This window comes from Paenibacillus agri (assembly GCF_013359945.1).
In the GTDB taxonomy this organism is placed as follows: Bacteria; Bacillota; Bacilli; order Paenibacillales; family Paenibacillaceae; genus Paenibacillus_AQ; species Paenibacillus_AQ agri.
Genome location: NZ_JABWCS010000213.1, coordinates 16,255 through 32,634, shown reverse-complemented (window position 1 = coordinate 32,634; position 16,380 = coordinate 16,255). Strand labels below are relative to the sequence as shown.

At 45.7% G+C, this 16,380-nt stretch carries 18 protein-coding genes and 1 pseudogene; 5 read left to right on the top strand and 14 right to left on the bottom strand.

Annotation, left to right across the window (positions count from 1 at the left end; genetic code table 11):
* Positions 1-161: 161 nt before the first annotated feature.
* Positions 162-338 carry a hypothetical protein gene (locus HPT30_RS17430; protein WP_175372629.1) on the top strand — a complete coding sequence of 59 codons (177 nt, stop codon included), beginning with the start codon at positions 162-164 and terminating at the stop codon, positions 336-338.
* A 114-nt stretch (positions 339-452) separates the two neighbouring features.
* Here the strand turns inward: HPT30_RS17430 and HPT30_RS31190 are convergent, their stop codons facing one another.
* Complete coding sequence (locus HPT30_RS31190; RefSeq protein WP_446685660.1) at positions 453-719, bottom strand: AlkZ-related protein; 267 nt, start codon at positions 717-719, stop codon at positions 453-455.
* Positions 720-752: 33 nt separating this feature from the next.
* On the opposite strand from HPT30_RS31190, the gene HPT30_RS17420 reads away from it, so the two are divergent.
* Positions 753-1,028, top strand: coding sequence for a hypothetical protein (locus HPT30_RS17420; RefSeq protein WP_175372627.1), 276 nt, complete (start codon positions 753-755; stop codon positions 1,026-1,028).
* A 134-nt stretch (positions 1,029-1,162) separates the two neighbouring features.
* Here HPT30_RS17420 and HPT30_RS17415 read toward each other — a convergent pair.
* The 3 genes and pseudogenes from HPT30_RS17415 to HPT30_RS17405 form a co-directional block, all read right to left on the bottom strand.
* A pseudogene (locus HPT30_RS17415) lies at positions 1,163-1,624 on the bottom strand (transposase); the annotation flags it as partial.
* 44 nt (positions 1,625-1,668) lie between these two features.
* The gene (locus HPT30_RS17410) at positions 1,669-2,256 is read right to left on the bottom strand and encodes a TetR/AcrR family transcriptional regulator (RefSeq protein WP_175372626.1); all 588 of its coding nucleotides are present in this window, start codon (positions 2,254-2,256) and stop codon (positions 1,669-1,671) included.
* Between the two features lie 4 nt (positions 2,257-2,260).
* Positions 2,261-2,974, bottom strand: a complete 714-nt coding sequence (locus HPT30_RS17405; RefSeq protein WP_175372625.1) for an MBL fold metallo-hydrolase — start codon at positions 2,972-2,974, stop codon at positions 2,261-2,263.
* Positions 2,975-3,198: 224 nt separating this feature from the next.
* Here HPT30_RS17405 and HPT30_RS17400 point away from each other — a divergent pair, with 224 nt between their 5' ends.
* Both HPT30_RS17400 and HPT30_RS17395 read left to right on the top strand, forming a co-directional pair.
* Positions 3,199-3,852 carry a TetR/AcrR family transcriptional regulator gene (locus tag HPT30_RS17400; RefSeq protein ID WP_175372624.1) on the top strand — a complete coding sequence of 218 codons (654 nt, stop codon included), beginning with the start codon at positions 3,199-3,201 and terminating at the stop codon, positions 3,850-3,852.
* 52 nt (positions 3,853-3,904) lie between these two features.
* A complete protein-coding gene (locus HPT30_RS17395; protein ID WP_175372623.1) occupies positions 3,905-4,426 on the top strand; it encodes a hypothetical protein in 522 nt (173 codons plus the stop codon).
* A 780-nt stretch (positions 4,427-5,206) separates the two neighbouring features.
* On the opposite strand, the gene HPT30_RS17390 is transcribed toward HPT30_RS17395, so the two are convergent.
* The 5 genes from HPT30_RS17390 to HPT30_RS17370 form a co-directional block, all read right to left on the bottom strand.
* Positions 5,207-5,809, bottom strand: a complete 603-nt coding sequence (locus HPT30_RS17390; RefSeq protein ID WP_175372622.1) for a nitroreductase family protein — start codon at positions 5,807-5,809, stop codon at positions 5,207-5,209.
* Between the two features lie 161 nt (positions 5,810-5,970).
* On the bottom strand, positions 5,971-6,747 hold the full coding sequence (gene pstB / locus HPT30_RS17385) for a phosphate ABC transporter ATP-binding protein PstB (RefSeq protein WP_175372621.1): 777 nt from the start codon (positions 6,745-6,747) through the stop codon (positions 5,971-5,973).
* A 43-nt stretch (positions 6,748-6,790) separates the two neighbouring features.
* On the bottom strand, positions 6,791-7,687 hold the full coding sequence (gene pstA, locus HPT30_RS17380; RefSeq protein WP_175372620.1) for a phosphate ABC transporter permease PstA: 897 nt from the start codon (positions 7,685-7,687) through the stop codon (positions 6,791-6,793).
* Positions 7,684-8,580 (bottom strand): phosphate ABC transporter permease subunit PstC, encoded by an 897-nt coding sequence (pstC, locus tag HPT30_RS17375; RefSeq protein ID WP_066369576.1) that lies wholly within the window; start codon positions 8,578-8,580, stop codon positions 7,684-7,686. The genes pstA and pstC overlap by 4 nt, the downstream gene beginning before the upstream one ends.
* Before the next feature lie 99 nt (positions 8,581-8,679).
* The gene (locus tag HPT30_RS17370) at positions 8,680-9,627 is read right to left on the bottom strand and encodes a phosphate ABC transporter substrate-binding protein PstS family protein (protein WP_175372619.1); all 948 of its coding nucleotides are present in this window, start codon (positions 9,625-9,627) and stop codon (positions 8,680-8,682) included.
* A gap of 285 nt (positions 9,628-9,912) precedes the next feature.
* Here HPT30_RS17370 and HPT30_RS17365 point away from each other — a divergent pair, with 285 nt between their 5' ends.
* The gene (locus HPT30_RS17365; RefSeq protein WP_175372618.1) at positions 9,913-10,806 is read left to right on the top strand and encodes a LysR family transcriptional regulator; all 894 of its coding nucleotides are present in this window, start codon (positions 9,913-9,915) and stop codon (positions 10,804-10,806) included.
* A gap of 68 nt (positions 10,807-10,874) precedes the next feature.
* On the opposite strand, the gene HPT30_RS17360 is transcribed toward HPT30_RS17365, so the two are convergent.
* The 5 genes from HPT30_RS17360 to HPT30_RS17340 all read right to left on the bottom strand — a co-directional run bounded on the left by HPT30_RS17360 (position 10,875) and on the right by HPT30_RS17340 (position 16,344).
* Entirely contained in the window at positions 10,875-11,717 is an 843-nt protein-coding gene (locus HPT30_RS17360; RefSeq protein WP_175372617.1) for a class I SAM-dependent methyltransferase, read from the bottom strand.
* A 41-nt stretch (positions 11,718-11,758) separates the two neighbouring features.
* Positions 11,759-12,673, bottom strand: coding sequence for a DMT family transporter (locus HPT30_RS17355; protein WP_175372616.1), 915 nt, complete (start codon positions 12,671-12,673; stop codon positions 11,759-11,761).
* Between the two features lie 89 nt (positions 12,674-12,762).
* Positions 12,763-13,596 carry a VanW family protein gene (locus HPT30_RS17350; RefSeq protein WP_175372615.1) on the bottom strand — a complete coding sequence of 278 codons (834 nt, stop codon included), beginning with the start codon at positions 13,594-13,596 and terminating at the stop codon, positions 12,763-12,765.
* Between the two features lies 1 nt (position 13,597).
* Positions 13,598-14,122: a cysteine hydrolase family protein gene (locus HPT30_RS17345; protein WP_175372614.1), complete on the bottom strand. Its 525-nt coding sequence runs from the start codon at positions 14,120-14,122 to the stop codon at positions 13,598-13,600.
* A 689-nt stretch (positions 14,123-14,811) separates the two neighbouring features.
* Positions 14,812-16,344, bottom strand: a complete 1,533-nt coding sequence (locus tag HPT30_RS17340) for a methyl-accepting chemotaxis protein (RefSeq protein WP_175372613.1) — start codon at positions 16,342-16,344, stop codon at positions 14,812-14,814.
* Positions 16,345-16,380: the final 36 nt, after the last annotated feature.

Genomic DNA, 16,380 nt, shown 5'->3' with positions numbered 1-16,380 from the left:
TGATGGCGATCCATCCAGTGTCAAGAGATTTCTTCGATTAAAAGCCCATAAATAACTTAAATTTAAATATTTGTTCAAATTATAGCCACATATTTGTTGAAATTAGTTCACAGATATGTCACAATAGAGTTAAGGCTTCAACATCCAAGGAGGAGATTATCATGATGAGAGACCCGCGGTCTGAAGACTTCGAAGCGAAGGAACAAGAACAGGTCCTGGTTCAAGAATCTGTCGATCCACGTATCACTGCCTCCAATGCCATCAAGTACACGGCTTATGTCATGCTGTTGTTTGGGTTACTGTATTTCCTTGCAGCCTATCTGGGTCCTATGCTGTAATGAAGCAGCCTTTACGTTTTTCTATAGAAAGCGCTTACGGCTAATAATGCTTCCGAAATGGAGCGTTAATAGCCGTTTTTTTACGTATATGATGTATTTTCGGTTCGGTATGTTTTAGAGCAAAATATTGTTTTGCCCATCCAGGCAATTGACGACGGCGTCTAGGCCTCTGCCATTCTGGAATGTAGCCACTGGGTATGCGACCGTTTCATACGAGGAGCTGTTCCGGCCATTCTTCTCCTCTTCTGCGTTCAACCGTTCCTTCACTCTCGAAATCACAATGTCCAGAGATCTCCACAGCTCGGTAACCACATTATTAAAGGCTGTTTTCTGAAAGATTGTTGTTTTTAGAGAGCTTGTAATAACGAAACATTCTGTCAAAGTTTACGTCTAATTATTTAGCAGTAAAAGAACTTGAGATTTGATGGTTTATTACCCTTGGTGAAGGAGGGGACTGATTTTAAAAAATATACGATGTTATTAGCCGTTTTAGGAGTAATTTCACTTGTTGTTGGCTTAATTCCTTATATTTTTGATTATCCGTACTGTAATGGTTGTGAGAACTCTGGTCCATCGAACATTTGGGAACTAATTATCATGTTGTCTTATGAGGGATGGTATTTGCAAATTGGACTTAGCTTGTTGTTAATCAGTTCACTTTTGCTTTATAAGCAACGCAAAAAAAACTAACAAAGTGATCTCTTGTTTGAGGTCTTTTATTATGCACTTCTTATCATTTCAGCAGTTCTATAATTGGATTTTTGACACGCTGCAATAAGCATTTGCTCTACTCGATTTTCAAATGCTAAGTTTCCCCCTAATTCTAACCAACCAGACGGGTGAATATAAGCACCAATTACAGTGTCTATTTCTTCGGCTTTTACACGGCCTGTGCCTGCTTTGCGAGCAATCACGCTACCTTTTCGGTCTTGTGCAACCACGACAGCGATTTTAAGGTTAGAAATCCCTCTCTCTTCGTCTTTTTCTCCACGCTTCTTGGCTTTTCTATGAGTGATTTCACGACCTTTCATAGACTCACGAAAGATTTCCCGCAATCTTTACAAAGATAGCGTTGTCTTGTGCGGTATTTCCCGTTTCGCTACTGACAAACTCCCACAATGAACACAAGCCATTCCAGAAGCGAAACGTGCTTCACAAATACTTTTGAGCAGTTTTGTAATATTGTCAGGTTCATCTGGAAACAAATCTTGCTTCATAGCGTTAAACAGTGCCAGTTGCTCTGATTTCGTTAACTCACTGAACTCTTCATAAACACCTTTCCACATAAGTTCTCCTTGGCCTTCATTCCCGCATCGGCAAGGACTCATTATCAAGATTCATACTTTCCTGGAATGTTCATTTGCCCGATCCCGGTGAGGAATGCAGCGATTAGGCGGGATAGACTAATGTTGGTATCTAGCGGCATCCCGAAGCCGCCCTCCTGCACGATAGAGGCAAAGCCATGCAGGATGCTGCGAAGGCCACGTACGGCATGCAACTCGCCTTCCTTACCCAGATTATAAACCTGTAACAGATTAATTATCAGGGACAAAATACGCTCACTGGCCGCCACAAGTTCGGCATTGTTTGGATCCGGGGAGGAGAGCGTCGTTTTGTACAACCCCGGGCGGCTTCTTGCAAACTCAACATAGGCGCGGCCCATCGCCTGGACTGCATCGTCACCGCTCAGCCCCTCCGCTGCAGAGGCTATCGCCGTATTCAGCTCTCCCAGTCCATAGATAGCCAACTGGGTGCGTAAACCCTGTAAACCATTGATATGATTATAAAGTGAAGGCGACCGCACACCCAGTTTGGCTGCCAGCCGTGCCAGCGTTACCTCTTCAATCCCTTCCTCATCGGCAATCTCTGCTGCCGCTCGTACAAGTATATCGACATCCAATCCTGCTCTTGGAGACATTCGCTCACCCCTTTCGTAATGACTTTTCTGCCCGAAGAATTGCCCGCTGAAGCCCACTAGCCGGTTCCTTTAACCAGTTACCATGCCCAGCAGCAATGAGAGTAGGCTTGAGCTGTAACAGCTTGCGGGCACTCGAAAGTGCGATCTCCTTGTGCCAGGTTGCTAGCGCCGGGAACGGAAACAGTGGTACTACTGTTCCTGCTACCACAAACCCTCTGAACATCTGGACCGCATCGCCGACGATAACCGCACCGCTGCGCTGATCGATGAAAGACATTGAACCAGGAGTATGACCAGGTGTGCTGATTGCTTTTAGTGAGCCAATGGTATCCCCCTCCCGAAGCAGTACATCCGGTTTGGTGGTGATTTTCTTAGGCACACTTCCCTTGATCGGAGTCTGTGGCTCATCAGGCCGAAGTGAGCTGTCCCCTCGAAGCAAGTCTGCATCCCGCTCGGAGATATATACCTTTGCATCTGCATAATGCTTCGCCACCTCATCCAGCGCTCCGACATGGTCGTCATGGGCATGGGTCAATATAATGCGGTTGATCTTCTTCCCCAGTTTCTCTGCTGTGCCAATAATCCCTTTGGCGCTAAATGGCATTGCTGCATCAATAAGTGTCAACCCGTCTTCTTCTTCGACCAAATAGCAGTTTACCGGAAAAAAGGATGGCATCCAAGTCAACTGTAGCAAACGTCCTTCTTGTAGCACTCTCATGTGTATTCCTCCTCAAAACTAATATCATTAGTTATAATATAAACTAATACGATTAGTTTTTCAACAGTAAACTGAATTCTCCAAAAATTGGCCTGGAAATTTCCGATTCCGTTAAAGAATTCGGTTTCTGAGCGCATCAATAGATGATTAATATTTACATTATTTTGAATATCCTTTATATTTTTGATTGTCATGAATGTCAACGAAAATGAGGGATACACAACATGTCACCACGCACGAAAGAACAAAATGAAGAGATTCGTAAACAGCGGTCACAAGAGATTTTGCAGGCAGCCATTCATGTTTATGAGGAAAAAGGTTATGTGGCTGCTGAGATCGGTGAAGTAGCGGAACGGGCGGGTCTGGCGCGCGGACTGGTTTACCACTATTTCAAAAGCAAACAAAACTTGTTTCGTGAGCTCTACGAGTACATGATGGACAAGACGCAACGTTTTACAAAGTCCCATTTTGAGCAAGACGGCTCATCACTTGAACTGTTCAGTCAGTATGCGCGGATGGTCTGTAAGCAAGTACTGGAGGAACCTGAGGTGTCCCGCTTTTACATGCGAGTCAGCATGGATGTGCACTATTTCTATACAGATGAACCGTTCTCTCCGTTCGAATGGATGAAAAGCTTCCTACAGCCGATAACCCATGCCGTTGAGCAGGGCATCATCCAAAAAACAATTCGTCAGGGGAATGCCAGCCTCATGGCTATGCAGTTCTGGGGCGCTGTTTCACAAGGGATGAATTATTTAGACAAGCTGCAGCAGGATCTCTTCGCACAAGGGGCTTTGGAGATTACGATGAAAGAACAGCTAGAAATACTTTTAGAGCAAGTGATTGAGTCGGCTGTAGCAATAGTAAAACCTCAGTAATTTTTTTACCCTTATGATTGACACTCATGATAGTCAAAAAAGGAGGAATCAAATGTCATTAGTAACAGTGAAACAACATGATTTCGATGCATTGGATGATGAACGACTCGGGTGGATATGCATGGAACCAACCTTTCAACAAATTCGCGGAAAAGAGATGTCCGTAAAAACACAAGTAATATCTCAACTCACCAAGGGACAACAGGCCTTGTGTATGTTTAGTGTATTGTACGATCATGCTAAAAACTCGGTCAGTGAGTATTATGCTTGGATATCCATTTTGCTAGATACACCGGGGTATTGGTCTAGTGTGACAGAGGGCCTACATTTCTTCAGCGATACTTCCATGATCTCCCTGCTTGACGAAACCAAAGAGGTTCTTGAAGCAAGAAATCGCAGATTAGGTGTTCAATGGAGTGACGCCACTTTTAAAGACTTGGATCAAGATCATGAACTTTTAGACACTGTTACTCTTTTATTTGAGCGCTTCCTGACGTTGTCTCAAGGGAGTCTACAACAAATTAGCGCATACATTCGCCTAAACCCTCAAGAATTTGTAATAATCAAAAACTAGAAACGTTAGAAAACTTTAAATTGATAGTCAACTAGAACTCCCACATTCATATGGCCTAGGCAAAATAGAAAATAAAGAACCCCCTGTCTGTTTTCAGGGGGTTAACGTTGAACTGATCAATCAATACAATGAATATAGAACGCAATACAGAACGCAATACAATGAATATAGAACGCAATACAGAACGCAATACAAATCAAACATAGCCAAGAAAAGAGAGCGCTTGTTTAAAAAGGATCGAACTAAAATTAACGGCATTTTCGTACCTTAAATCCTCTGCAGCTAACGGTTATTGGAGATTAAGTGCAATTTTGTACCTTAAATCTTCCAGAATAGCCCGTTCGGCGTGCTTTTTCGAAAATTAAGATACAATAATGCCCTTATTTCCCTCATTTGCCTATATCAAAGAAAAATAAGGTACAAAAATGCCGTTAGTTGGGGAGGAGCCCTTCTTTTCCACTATTAAGACGACTGGTGAAAGGGAGCATCCCGTTTCTCGTGGTTAAAATCTGTCGACACTCTATGTTCCAGGTGCTAGCTCTCGTGTGGAAAGCTTCCTGCCGAACGCTTTGCGCCTACAGTTCCAAACTTCTCCGTTCGCTCTACTTCACTCTATAGGCATCCGAATAACGGGAACCTCCAAAGTTTCGAACGTGGACTCTGACAATTAATTCTTTTACCACAATTCTACTCCAGGCTTCCACTCTCCGGATAGCTGTTAACCACCTGCAGTAGCTCTACTGCCTCAATCCGTGGACGGCTGGCTGGCACGACTTTCTTCTACTCCAGGCTTCCACTCTCCGGATAGCTGTCAACCACCTGCAGCAGCTCTACAGCCTCGGTCCGTGGGCGGCTGGCTGGCACGACTTCCGGATAACCGGCGTGAACCATTGCTACGATCTTCTCGCCTGGCTTCACACCAAGTTTGTTCCGGAATTCAGGTGCGTAGATGTAAGGGTCCGTCTTCCAGATCGTGCCCACGCCCTTCTCCCACGCTGCCAGCTGGAAGTTCTGTACTAAGGCAGAGACTGCACCATAATCATCATCCCATTCCCGCTGGCGCGGATCTTCTGGCATAACAACAATAATGGTTAACGGAATGTTGGAGAGGTATTCTTTACGTTTAGCTGCAAAGTCAGGATCGGCCGCTCCACGCTTGATCAAAGAAAAAGCTGCATCGCCGAGAAACTTCGCCCCTTCTCCCTTAAAAGCGATGAAACGCCATGGTTCACGCAGTCCATGGTTTGGAGCCCATACTGCAACATTCAGTAGTTCTTCGAGCAGCCCTTCCGGAAGTGGATCGGATTTGAATTGTTTAATCGAGCGGCGTTCCTTGATTATGGCAGCAATGCTATTTGCAGATGTCGATTGTGATTCCGTCATAAATAGTTCCTCCTGGTCAAAATATTATTGAGAATGATTATCAATTAATCATACATGATCCTTGCTTACTTTGCAAATAACCTTGCTTCATAACCCTTTCCCCTAGCGGCATAACAAAAAAACACCGCTCGGGAAGAGCAGTGTTTTCCACTTCATAATAATCAGCCAAAACGGCCCATAATGTATTCCTGTGTCATTTGATTCTCAGGGTTGGAGAAGACTTTCTCCGTCTTATCATGTTCCACCAAAGAACCTAGGTAGAAGTAAGCGGTGTAATCCGAAATACGTGCAGCCTGCTGCATGTTGTGTGTAACGATAACAATCCGCAGATCCTCTCTCAACTCTTTGATCAATTCCTCAACCTTACCTGTAGATACCGGGTCCAATGCAGAAGCTGGTTCATCCAGCAGCAGGATTTGTGGATTTACAGACAATGCCCGTGCGATACAGAGACGCTGCTGTTGACCACCCGATAGTGCCAGGGCTGAATCCTTCAGACGATCCTTTACTTCATCCCACAGTGCAGCACGACGGAGACTGCTCTCCACAATCTCATCCAATGCTTGTTTACCTTTGATTCCATGATACTTTGGTCCGAAGGCAATATTGTCATAGATGGATTTGTAGAATGGATTTGGCTTCTGCCACACCATCCCGATTTTTTGCCGCAGCTTGATTACATCTGTACCTGGAGCGTTGATATCTACGCCGTCAATCCAGATGCTGCCTTTGGATGTGGAACCCGAAATCTCGTCATTCATCCGGTTGAGCGAACGAAGAAAGGTGGATTTACCGCAACCCGAAGGACCGATGAGTGCAGTTACCGTGTTTTCCGGAAAAGGCAGGCTGATCCCTTTAACGGCTTCATAAGTCCCATAGAAAATACTCAATTGTTCGGTCTGAAAAGAATTTTTGCTTGCGGTTGCTGTTGCTCCCATCGCTTACTCCTCCTACTATTCTCTGATCTAATTGGTATACCTGCTAGTTCATACGCTTAGAAGCTGTGAGTTTACGGTAAATAAAGCGGCCGAAGTAACGCGCGGCCAGGTTAAAGATCAATACAGTAATAACCAGCACAGCCGAAGCCCCGGCAGCGATTTGAACCGCATCGGGAGCCAAGCCTTCACTATTTATTTTCCAGATGTGCACTGCAAGCGTCTCTGCGGGACGGAACGGATTCAGCGGTGAAGACGGGCTGAGTGGATTCCAGTTCCCGAAATCAAGACGAGGACTGCTCATTCCTGCGGTGAACATCAGTGCTGCAGCTTCCCCGAACACCCGGCCTGCCGACAGGATCGTTCCTGTAATGATTGTTGGCAAAGCTACAGGGAACAGGACTGAGGTTACAATTTTCCATTTGGACAATCCAAGCGCAAACCCTGCTTCTTTCTGCTGCTTCGGAACCGTTCGGAAGGCCTGCTCCGTAATCCGCACCATTAGCGGCAGGTTGAATACCGTCAAGGCCAGCGCGCCAGATATCAGAGAGAATCCGAGGTTGAAATAGTTCACAATCAGCAAGAGCCCGAACAAACCCACTACGATCGACGGGAATGAAGACAGAACCTCCACGATCAAGCGGATAAATGCGGTAAGCTTGCCAGGACGTGCATACTCCGCCATGAAAATTCCGGCACCAAGACCCAGCGGTACTGTGATCAGAAGGGTTAGGAATAGCAAGAATATGGAGTTAAACAGCTGCGGCCCTACTCCTCCTCCTGCCCGGATCTTCTGAGGTGCAGAGGTCAGGAAATCCCAACTGATGTGACTGATTCCGCGCATCAGTATGTAGCCCAATAGGCCAACCAGGATGCCTACAATAAGTAGAGCGAAAAACACAATAAGCGTGGTAGCGATTTTGTCAGCGGTTCTCGGCTTCAAATTTTATTTCTCCTTTCAAGCAGTCTTACGAGGAAGACGAATACAAATGTCATCAGCATAAGAACCAGTGCCATGCTCCATAGCGCATTATTGTGCGGTGAGCCCATAGTGGTATTGCCCATTCCCAACGTAATAACACTCGTCAAGGTAGAAGCCGATTCGAACAGCGAGCGCGGAACGAACGGCGCGTTACCTATAACCATTTGTACAGCAAGAGCCTCGCCAAAGGCGCGGGCCATCCCCAGTACTACACCTGTCATAATCGCCGGCAGGGTTGTAGGAATGATGACGCGAGAAATCGTCTGCCACCGGGTAGCTCCAAGCGCAAACGAAGATTCCTTCAAATTTTGCGGTAAAGAAGACAATGCATCTGCAGCCACGCTCGTAATTGTCGGTAGAATCATAACCGATAAGACAAGTGCGCCTGCAGCCACCCCGATGCCCTGGCCCGGAAAGATATTGCGGAGCAGGGGCACAATCACACTTAAGCCCACAAAGCCGTATACCACGGAAGGAATACCGGACAACAGCTCAATAACCGGCTGAAGCAGCTTTTTTCCCCAACCTGGAACGATTTCGGTCATAAACAATGCTGCACAGATACTGAGCGGGCTAGCAATCAGTGCTGCGAGCAAAGTAACTAGGAAGGACCCGGAAATAAACGGAAGTGCACCGAAGGATGGTGTATCCCCGTCCGGCGACCATTTAGTACCAAAGAAGAACTCAGATACGCTTGTTGTCCCGCTAATAAAGGTGGACAGGCCTTTGGACGCCACAAAATACACCATTGATACAATGATGACAATTAATAGCGTTACGCAAAAGGACATATAAGTGCGTCCGATGAAATCTTCTATATGATGCTTTTCAATACGAGATTTGTTTGCTTTCACCTTGAAATGCTCCCTCTTTCTAAAGTGAAAAGAGAGGCAGAAGGATATTCCGCCTCTAATCACATTGAATTTCTACTGAAGAATGTTTGATCGTGATGTTTATTTAGTCGTTACGTTACCTTTGACATCACGAGCAACCTGCATTTTGGAAGCCGGGATGTATCCAAGCTCTACTACATCGCCGCTTTGCACTTCGTCAGTCAAGAAGTAATCAAGGAAAGCTTTAACCGTTTCGTTTGGCTCACCATTTGTGTACATGTGCTCGTAAGCCCATACTGGATATTTACCAGCAATAACGTTGTCTACAGAAGGTTCTACACCGTCATAGCTGAGTGTTGTCAAAGAGTCATCAAGGTAGGACAGTGCAAGGTATCCGATCGCACCTGGTGTTTCGCTAACAAGCTTCTTAACTGTACCGGAGGAATCTTCTTGAATAGATCCTTGAAGGTCTTCAGTCTTCGTTCCCAATGCGAAACTTTCGAAAGTTGCACGTGTTCCGGAGCTGCCTGGACGGTTGATGATTTGGATCTTCTCGTCTTTACCGCCAACTTCTTTCCAGTTCGTTACTTTACCAGTGAAGATGTCAACCAATTGTTGTTTGGTCAAATCTTTAACACCAACTTCTTTGTTTGTAACTGCTGCAATCGCAACTACGGCTACTTGGTGGTCAACCAGTGCTGCTGCTTTATCAGCGTCAGCGTCTTTCAGCTTCTCTTCTGCGAATACATCAGAGTTACCGATATCGACCTGCTTCTCAGCAACTTGAGTCAAGCCAGTACCGCTACCGCCGCCTTGTACTTGAATGTCTACGCCTTTGTTGCTCTCCATGAACTTCTCTGCAACTTGCTCAACGAGCGGCTGCAATGCTGTGGAGCCCGATGCCAGAACCGAACCTTTTAATTCGGTACCGCTTGTTTCTGTTGGTGCGTTTGTTGCTGAAGTGTTACCTCCACCATTATTGGTTGTTGCATTATTTGCTCCGCAAGCCGAAAGTGCCAGTACGCTAGTTAAAGCCAGTGTCATGATCCAAGATTTTCTAAATTGCATTATTGTTTGTCTCCCCCTAAAGTTGTTGTGGAGCAGTTGCTCCCACACGCTTGACCACCACAAAATGCAGTGAAAGCTGACGTCATGTTTTATTGCCTTGGCAGCATTGTGTCGCCTTTGACTCTTCCTATTCTAGGGCTCGTTCGTTAGAGAAAGGTCCTCGTTGTGTAAAATGAAAGATAAAAATAACAACATAATTTGTATAGCAACATAGATATAATCTATAATAAAGAAACAACTGCTTAATATTCACCGTTTTTAACAACATTTTCCCGGGGGAACATCATGAATATTATGAAACTCCACATCGTAGTGTTAATTGAAAAATACAAAAAGGTTACAGAAGTTGCAGCCGAACTTGGGGTCAAACAGCCGACTGTTTCCTTCCATATGAAGAATCTCGAAACCGAACTCGGTACTCCATTGTTTCAATATCGTAGTGGTCGAGTGCTGCTGACAGAAGCAGGTCGTACCTTGTATCAATACGCTGTAAAAATCGTAGCCCTCGCGGCGGACGCCGAGCGCAGTGTCAAACAGTTCTCCTCCCCCTCGCAAGGACAACTAAAGCTGGAATCCAGCTATATTCCTGGCAGCTATGTGCTTCCTAAGGCGATGTCACAGCTCATGCTGGACTTTCCCGGTATAGAGTTATCCATGTCTGTGCATGCAGACCGGGAGCTGAGAGAGCGGCTGCGGGTTCGCGAAACTCCATTGGCGCTGCTGCACACCAGCGAATGTAATGATGATACCTTTCATTTTCAGCGGATCGAACAAGACGAGCCTGTGTTGATATTTGCGCCAGGTCATCCCTTCGAAGAAAGTCCTGAGCTGACCGCAGAACTAGCCGTACGCGAACCTTGGGTACAACATGCTGCCGGTTCCGCTTTGCGCGGGATCGCCGACAAGTGGGCACAGCTCAATAGCGTCCGTCTGTGGAATCGTACCGTACTAGATTCACCGGAGCTTATCAAAAGTCTAGTCAGCGAAGCAGGTGGTGTCGCGATCTATTCCAAAAAGGGAATTCAAAGAGAGGTCGCACAGAACCGCTTGCGTTACGCTCCCCTGCCGGGCATTCAGCCAGAAAAAGGCGGTTTTTTCATCGCTTGGCGTAAGGATCACCTGCTAACTCCGCTGGAAGAAGCGGTTCTGGACTATTTTGCACAGAGGCCGGCGCAATAATACAAAAAAGGGTCCGGCACATGGAAAGCCATGTACCAGACCCTTTCTTCATTTATATAGGAGCAGGTTTATGCCTGCCCTGCTTTTTCCGCAACCAGTGTAAAAGTCTTCGGAATTCCTTTATCATACACATCCGAAGATAAATTAGGCTCCTCCACCAGCATGGTGATGACAAGTCCGCTGGCTGCTGCCGCCGTGACGATTTCACCAAGTGTCCAGCGGCGCCAGTGCACCACACTCTTTTTCTCACCCATTCCGCCCGCTGAGGCAGGCAGGTATTTGGAGTACGATACGATTTTCTCCTCCAGCCCTGTGTCAAAGTAATCGCCGCTCACCTTATGCTTGCGGACCTTTGCCGTAGACCCTTTGGATGAGATTAGCTTCGTAGTTATTGGATGAAAATCACGCAGTACGAACCGCCCACCTGGTGAAAGCAGACGATAGGCTGTATCCATAAAAGGCGCCAGGTCTGTGAAGTAATGGACGATCCCCTGTTCAGCAAACACGATATCATAAGAAGACTCTGCGACTTCCGCCGGAAGATTCAGTACATCCGACACGTGATAGGTTAACTGTACTTCGGCCGCCGAAGCGAGATCCTTGGCATAACGGGCATTAGCTTCGGAGAAGTCGGCCACCGTCACCTCTGCACCAAGCAAAGCGAGCGCAACTGCCTTCATACCGTTGGAACCCATAAGATTTATTATTTTCTTCCCGCTAATCTCGCCAAAGTATGATGAGATCGGGAACAGCTTGACTAACGGATCTTTCGCCAGTTTGGCTGCTGCTTCCGCCGGGGTTCCGAACCGGCTTGTCCAGGCGGCGTAGGTGTCCTCATTCCAGGATTCTTCGCTGACCGATCCAGCCTGCACGCCTGCAGCCGGTTCCGATTCTTGATGCTGGTTATTCATTAAGTTGTGACTCCTTTTGTCTAATGATAAAAAAGCTTCTATTAAGATGCATTCTCCAGTGCAGGTGGCACTGAGTCTACTTTCTTTCGTTCAGCCCATAAATAAACAGCCATACCGATCATTACGAGCAGTCCCCCCGCCCACTGTAGATTACTCAAATTTTCGCTCAGCAGCAGGTAAGCCAGAATACTGGCTACAACCGGTTCAGCCAAAATGCTCATCGATACCGTGGTTGCGGAGAGATATTGCATCATCCAGTTAAAGAGGAGATGTCCGAACACTGTGGGAACTATGGCTAATAGTAAGAAGATTCCCCATTCGGTAAGCGGATAATCGAAGAAAGGAATGCCCATCACCAGATTATAGAGCGCAAATACAACCGCTGCTACGCTGAAAACAATCAGGCTGTACAAATAGGAAGGCATTTGGGCTACAAGCTTCTGACTGATCAACATATGTACAGCGACTGCAGCAGTTCCACCAACCGAAAGTAAATCTCCCTTCAGGTTATCGGCAGAAACTCCAATGTCACCCCAGCCGATGAAGCACACTCCGCCGATGGCAATGGCTACACCCAGCATAGCGGAAGCTGCTGTCCTTTCCTTATAAAGCACAAAAGCACCCAGCATGATGAATACCGGCTCCAATGCCATAATCATCGTTGAGCTCGCTACAGAAGTATACGACAATGAACCCATCCAGAGCAAAAAATGCAGTGCCAGCATTATACCGGAGAAAATAAGCAGCACCCAGTCGGTTGTACTGAGCTTATGAACAGCACCGCTATGCGGGCGGGCAAAAGGCAGCATCAACAGTGAGGTGAATAGCAAGCGGTACATCCCTTGCACTGAAGCCGGCGCATCAGACCATTTAATGAAGATGGATGAAAAAGAAATGGCCATGATTCCGATCAGCATTAACAACGGAATAGGAATCGGTGGCTTCTTGGTAGTCATATTGTGAGAGTATCCTTTCCGTTACTGTAAAGTTCCATATGTTAATGTATCGCAAAACACGAAAAAATACAGCCCTTTTTCATAAATTTTCATGATGACGAGGTGGTTTCATGCAGTAAGGGTGAATACATCATAAGCGCATGATTGTCGGTAATATGCTCATCACCTGCAATTTCACCGCTGCGGGTCATCACCCGGCGATTGATCTGGTTACTGCGTATATATCCACCCCAGGGCTCCAGGCTGATCACATGTTCTTTCTCATACACCTCATACTTGTAGAGCGGTTTCTCCGTACATCTCCATTCTCCCCGGAGGTGTGTATCATCTAGCCACAGATTTAACTGAAAGGTACTATCCGTATTATTGGTGAGTTGCAGGTCCAAATAATTATAAGAACAAGTTGCACCGCTGCCAAAAGGCTGTGTCCGCTGTTCATCCGGAAAGACATCATAGCTGTGACGATGCCGTTCTTTGACCGTAAGCGGCGTATGCAGTGTCATCCAGTAGATCAGATTGGATAGCTGACAGAGTCCACCGCCGATCCCTGCCTGAAAGCCTCCATAGTGCAGAACCATCCCCTCGACATAGCCTTTTCGTTTGCTTGGTTTTCCGATACTTCTCCAGTACGAAAAAGTCTCCCCCGGCCGGATCAACAGCCCATCCAGTTTTGCCACCGCAAGACGCAGATTCGTTATTTTATTATACTGGAACTGCATGTCTACATTTCGAAGACTTCGCAGCAGAGGTGTTGCATGCTCCATAATTGTATAAGGTAGCCGGTCACCGGAACGATGTACAGCAAGCTTACCTCGCCGGGTATACCATAACCAATATCTCTTCCAGATAAAATACCGCTTCCCTACAAATAATCTCAGCCTGGAGCGGCGGATTGGCTTCATCGATGCCTTTATACTATTCATGTTAAAACTCAACCTCACTCTCCAGCTTCAATTCTGCAAATCTCCCTCCCAAAATGTCATTATGGTGACTGACGACATCTTTCCCGCTCAATTGTTCTGTATCAAAAGTACTATGGGCGTCTTGAACGAGCACACTCTCATAGCCCAAGCTATAAGCACGTCTGGTTGTGGTGTCTACACAAAACTGGGTCTGCATGCCGACAATAATCAGTCGAGTGATCCCCATCTGCTGTAGCGTTTCATGCAAAATTGTACGGTGAAAAGCATCCCAGGTCGGCTTCTCAATAATCCGCTCTCCCTCTTCGGGCTGAATACGGGCGCTAATCTGCCAGGTCGGAGAATCCCTTGTGAATTCTTCATCTTCTGTATGCTGAATATAAACCACCGGTGTGCCTGTCTGTCGTGCTTTGCCGAGTAAGGAGATGATCCGGTCCATAACGCGCGGTCCGTCGTACAGCTCTTGTCCCGGATACGAAAACATCGCTTCCTGAACATCAATAATTAACAATGCCGTATCTCTACTCATAGGTTTAACCCTCCAGATAAATGAATAAATAACACTGTGATTATACCAAAAAAATACAGTATCTATATAGAACGGATTTAAACTAACAAACATAACCAAGAAAAGAGAGTTTATATAGAAAGGAACGAAGTCGAAGTGTAATTAACGGCATTTTCGTACCTTAAATCCTCTGCAGCTAAGGCTAAATGGAGATTAAGTGCAATATTGTACCTTAAATTTTCCAGTATACCCCTTTCAGCATGTTTTTTCGAAAAATAAGATACAAAAACGCCCTTATTCCCCAGATTTGCCTATATTGAAGAAAATTAAGGTACAAAATTGCAGTTAGTTGGGGAGGTAGCCCCTCTTTTCCACAAGGAAGACGACTAGTAAAGGGGAATACTTACCTAGTGGTTGAAATCTGTCGACACTCGGTGAAGGGAATGTACCGCTCCTGGTGGTTGAAATCTGTCGATAGTCTATGTTCCGTCGTTAGTTTTCCTGCAGAAATCCCAGGCCTTAATGGATTTGGAAAGTTAACTGCAGATCAGAGAATCATTCAGGCGAGCGCTTTGTGCCTGCAGTTCCAAACTTCCCCCTTCAATCCTGCCAGCTTGTTGTTAATTTCTTTTGTTCGGCTTATATAATAAAAAAAAGCGTTCTACCTCTCACTCATCGAGTGTTTGGCACGAACGCTTTTGAGTAATTAATTATTCCGTTGCTTTATTCTCCGACAGCTTCTCCAAATTACCAATCAGTTGATCCAGGCGCTCGAACCCGGATACAACTTCATCAACGATCATCTTCTGCTCTTCGACACTGGCAAGAATTTCTTCAGATGCCGCACTGGACTCCTCAGTTATTGCAGAGATGGAATCCACCTCAGCGACAATAACCTCGGATGAATTGCGAACCTCAATCGACTTCTCTTCCACTTCTTCCGCTTGCTTCATAACCTGAGTTGCAATTTCAGACAATTCGCGGAATACCCGCTCAGAATGCTTGACAGTAGATTCGCTCGTTTCGATCATCGATTTGCCTCGTTCCAATTGGGAGGACAACTGCTCCACCTTAAGTCTAAGTCCATCCAAGCGACCAGAGATCTCTTCAGCAGACTGATGGGAGTTCTCAGCAAGCTTTCTGACCTGTGTGGAGACCACCGCGAAGCCTCGTCCTTGCTCGCCAGCCCGTGCAGCTTCAATCGCCGCATTCAGGGCAAGTAGATTGGTCTCGGAAGCGATAGACTGAATGGTTGTTACAATCGTACCAATACTATGATTCTGCTCATTCAGTTCCTGCATCGCTGCTGTAATATCATCCATTACAGAACTTATATCAGTGATGCTGCGTGACAGTTCCCCAATCTGCTCATTTCCGCGTTCCGCTGACTCGGCAGTAGTATTGGACAATTCCCGCATGACTACCGAGTTATCGGCAACCAGTTGAATCGCAGTATTAGCATCGCCGAGCGCCATAGAAATATCGCTGACACTGACCGTCTGACTCTCAATACCTTTAGTCATTTCAGTAAACCCAATGGTCAATTCACCTGTAATATCACCAGTAACCATAACATTCTTCTGCAGTTGACGGTTGAAGGTTGCCATTTCGGTGATCGATGTTTTCATTTGATCCAGAAGCTCTTCAACATTCTTTTTGGCCAACTCGGAGTTAAGCCTACCTTCATAGGCATTCATCATCATTTGCCGTGAAAGGATCGACAAGATAATCAGGAGTGCAAACGCGATGAATAACTTAATGTTATCTGCCCATTCATAGTTTGCGAATTCTGTAGTAGCTGGATAAAGGATAAAATAATTAACCTGAATAAAGCTAATGATCGCATAGGTTAAAACAGGTTTGTACGTTGGGTAAAACACAAGAAGAATCCCGAGACTCAAATACGAAAATAAGTTGGGTTGCAAATAATTAATAAAAAACATAAATCCGCTTATTATTAAAACAACTATGTAAGACAGCAATTGCACGGCAACTTTTTTGCGTACCAGCACAAAAAAGACTACATTCGCGATAATCGCTACAATGAGCGTAGTTATAGCTTCCGTCATTTCCTGACTGAACACAATCAATGGAATGACCGTTAATGTAATAAATAGTAAAATAAATCTCATAATCTTGTTGCGCTGATGCGTCAACTCTTGCTCATAATCCTTATAACTTTGGGACTTATTTGTTCTTGATTCATTCATAATTCGACTTTTCGTCTTCATCCAAATCGACATTCTCACTCGCCCTTTCATGTTAGCGCATTATATCTG

Excerpts from the sequence above, each read along its gene's own strand:
- pstB (WP_175372621.1), bottom strand. The coding sequence starts at position 6,747 with ATGGGAGCAACAGCAACCGCAAGCAAAAATTCTTTTCAGACCGAACAA.
- HPT30_RS17430 (WP_175372629.1), top strand. The coding sequence starts at position 162 with ATGATGAGAGACCCGCGGTCTGAAGACTTCGAAGCGAAGGAACAAGAA.
- HPT30_RS17360 (WP_175372617.1), bottom strand. The coding sequence starts at position 11,717 with ATGAATAACCAGCATCAAGAATCGGAACCGGCTGCAGGCGTGCAGGCT.
- HPT30_RS17390 (WP_175372622.1), bottom strand. The coding sequence starts at position 5,809 with ATGACGGAATCACAATCGACATCTGCAAATAGCATTGCTGCCATAATC.
- HPT30_RS17365 (WP_175372618.1), top strand. The coding sequence starts at position 9,913 with ATGAATATTATGAAACTCCACATCGTAGTGTTAATTGAAAAATACAAA.
- HPT30_RS17395 (WP_175372623.1), top strand. The coding sequence starts at position 3,905 with ATGTCATTAGTAACAGTGAAACAACATGATTTCGATGCATTGGATGAT.
- HPT30_RS17340 (WP_175372613.1), bottom strand. The coding sequence starts at position 16,344 with ATGTCGATTTGGATGAAGACGAAAAGTCGAATTATGAATGAATCAAGA.
- HPT30_RS17405 (WP_175372625.1), bottom strand. The coding sequence starts at position 2,974 with ATGAGAGTGCTACAAGAAGGACGTTTGCTACAGTTGACTTGGATGCCA.
- HPT30_RS17370 (WP_175372619.1), bottom strand. The coding sequence starts at position 9,627 with ATGCAATTTAGAAAATCTTGGATCATGACACTGGCTTTAACTAGCGTA.
- HPT30_RS17400 (WP_175372624.1), top strand. The coding sequence starts at position 3,199 with ATGTCACCACGCACGAAAGAACAAAATGAAGAGATTCGTAAACAGCGG.
- HPT30_RS17345 (WP_175372614.1), bottom strand. The coding sequence starts at position 14,122 with ATGAGTAGAGATACGGCATTGTTAATTATTGATGTTCAGGAAGCGATG.
- HPT30_RS17350 (WP_175372615.1), bottom strand. The coding sequence starts at position 13,596 with ATGAATAGTATAAAGGCATCGATGAAGCCAATCCGCCGCTCCAGGCTG.
- HPT30_RS17410 (WP_175372626.1), bottom strand. The coding sequence starts at position 2,256 with ATGTCTCCAAGAGCAGGATTGGATGTCGATATACTTGTACGAGCGGCA.
- HPT30_RS17355 (WP_175372616.1), bottom strand. The coding sequence starts at position 12,673 with ATGACTACCAAGAAGCCACCGATTCCTATTCCGTTGTTAATGCTGATC.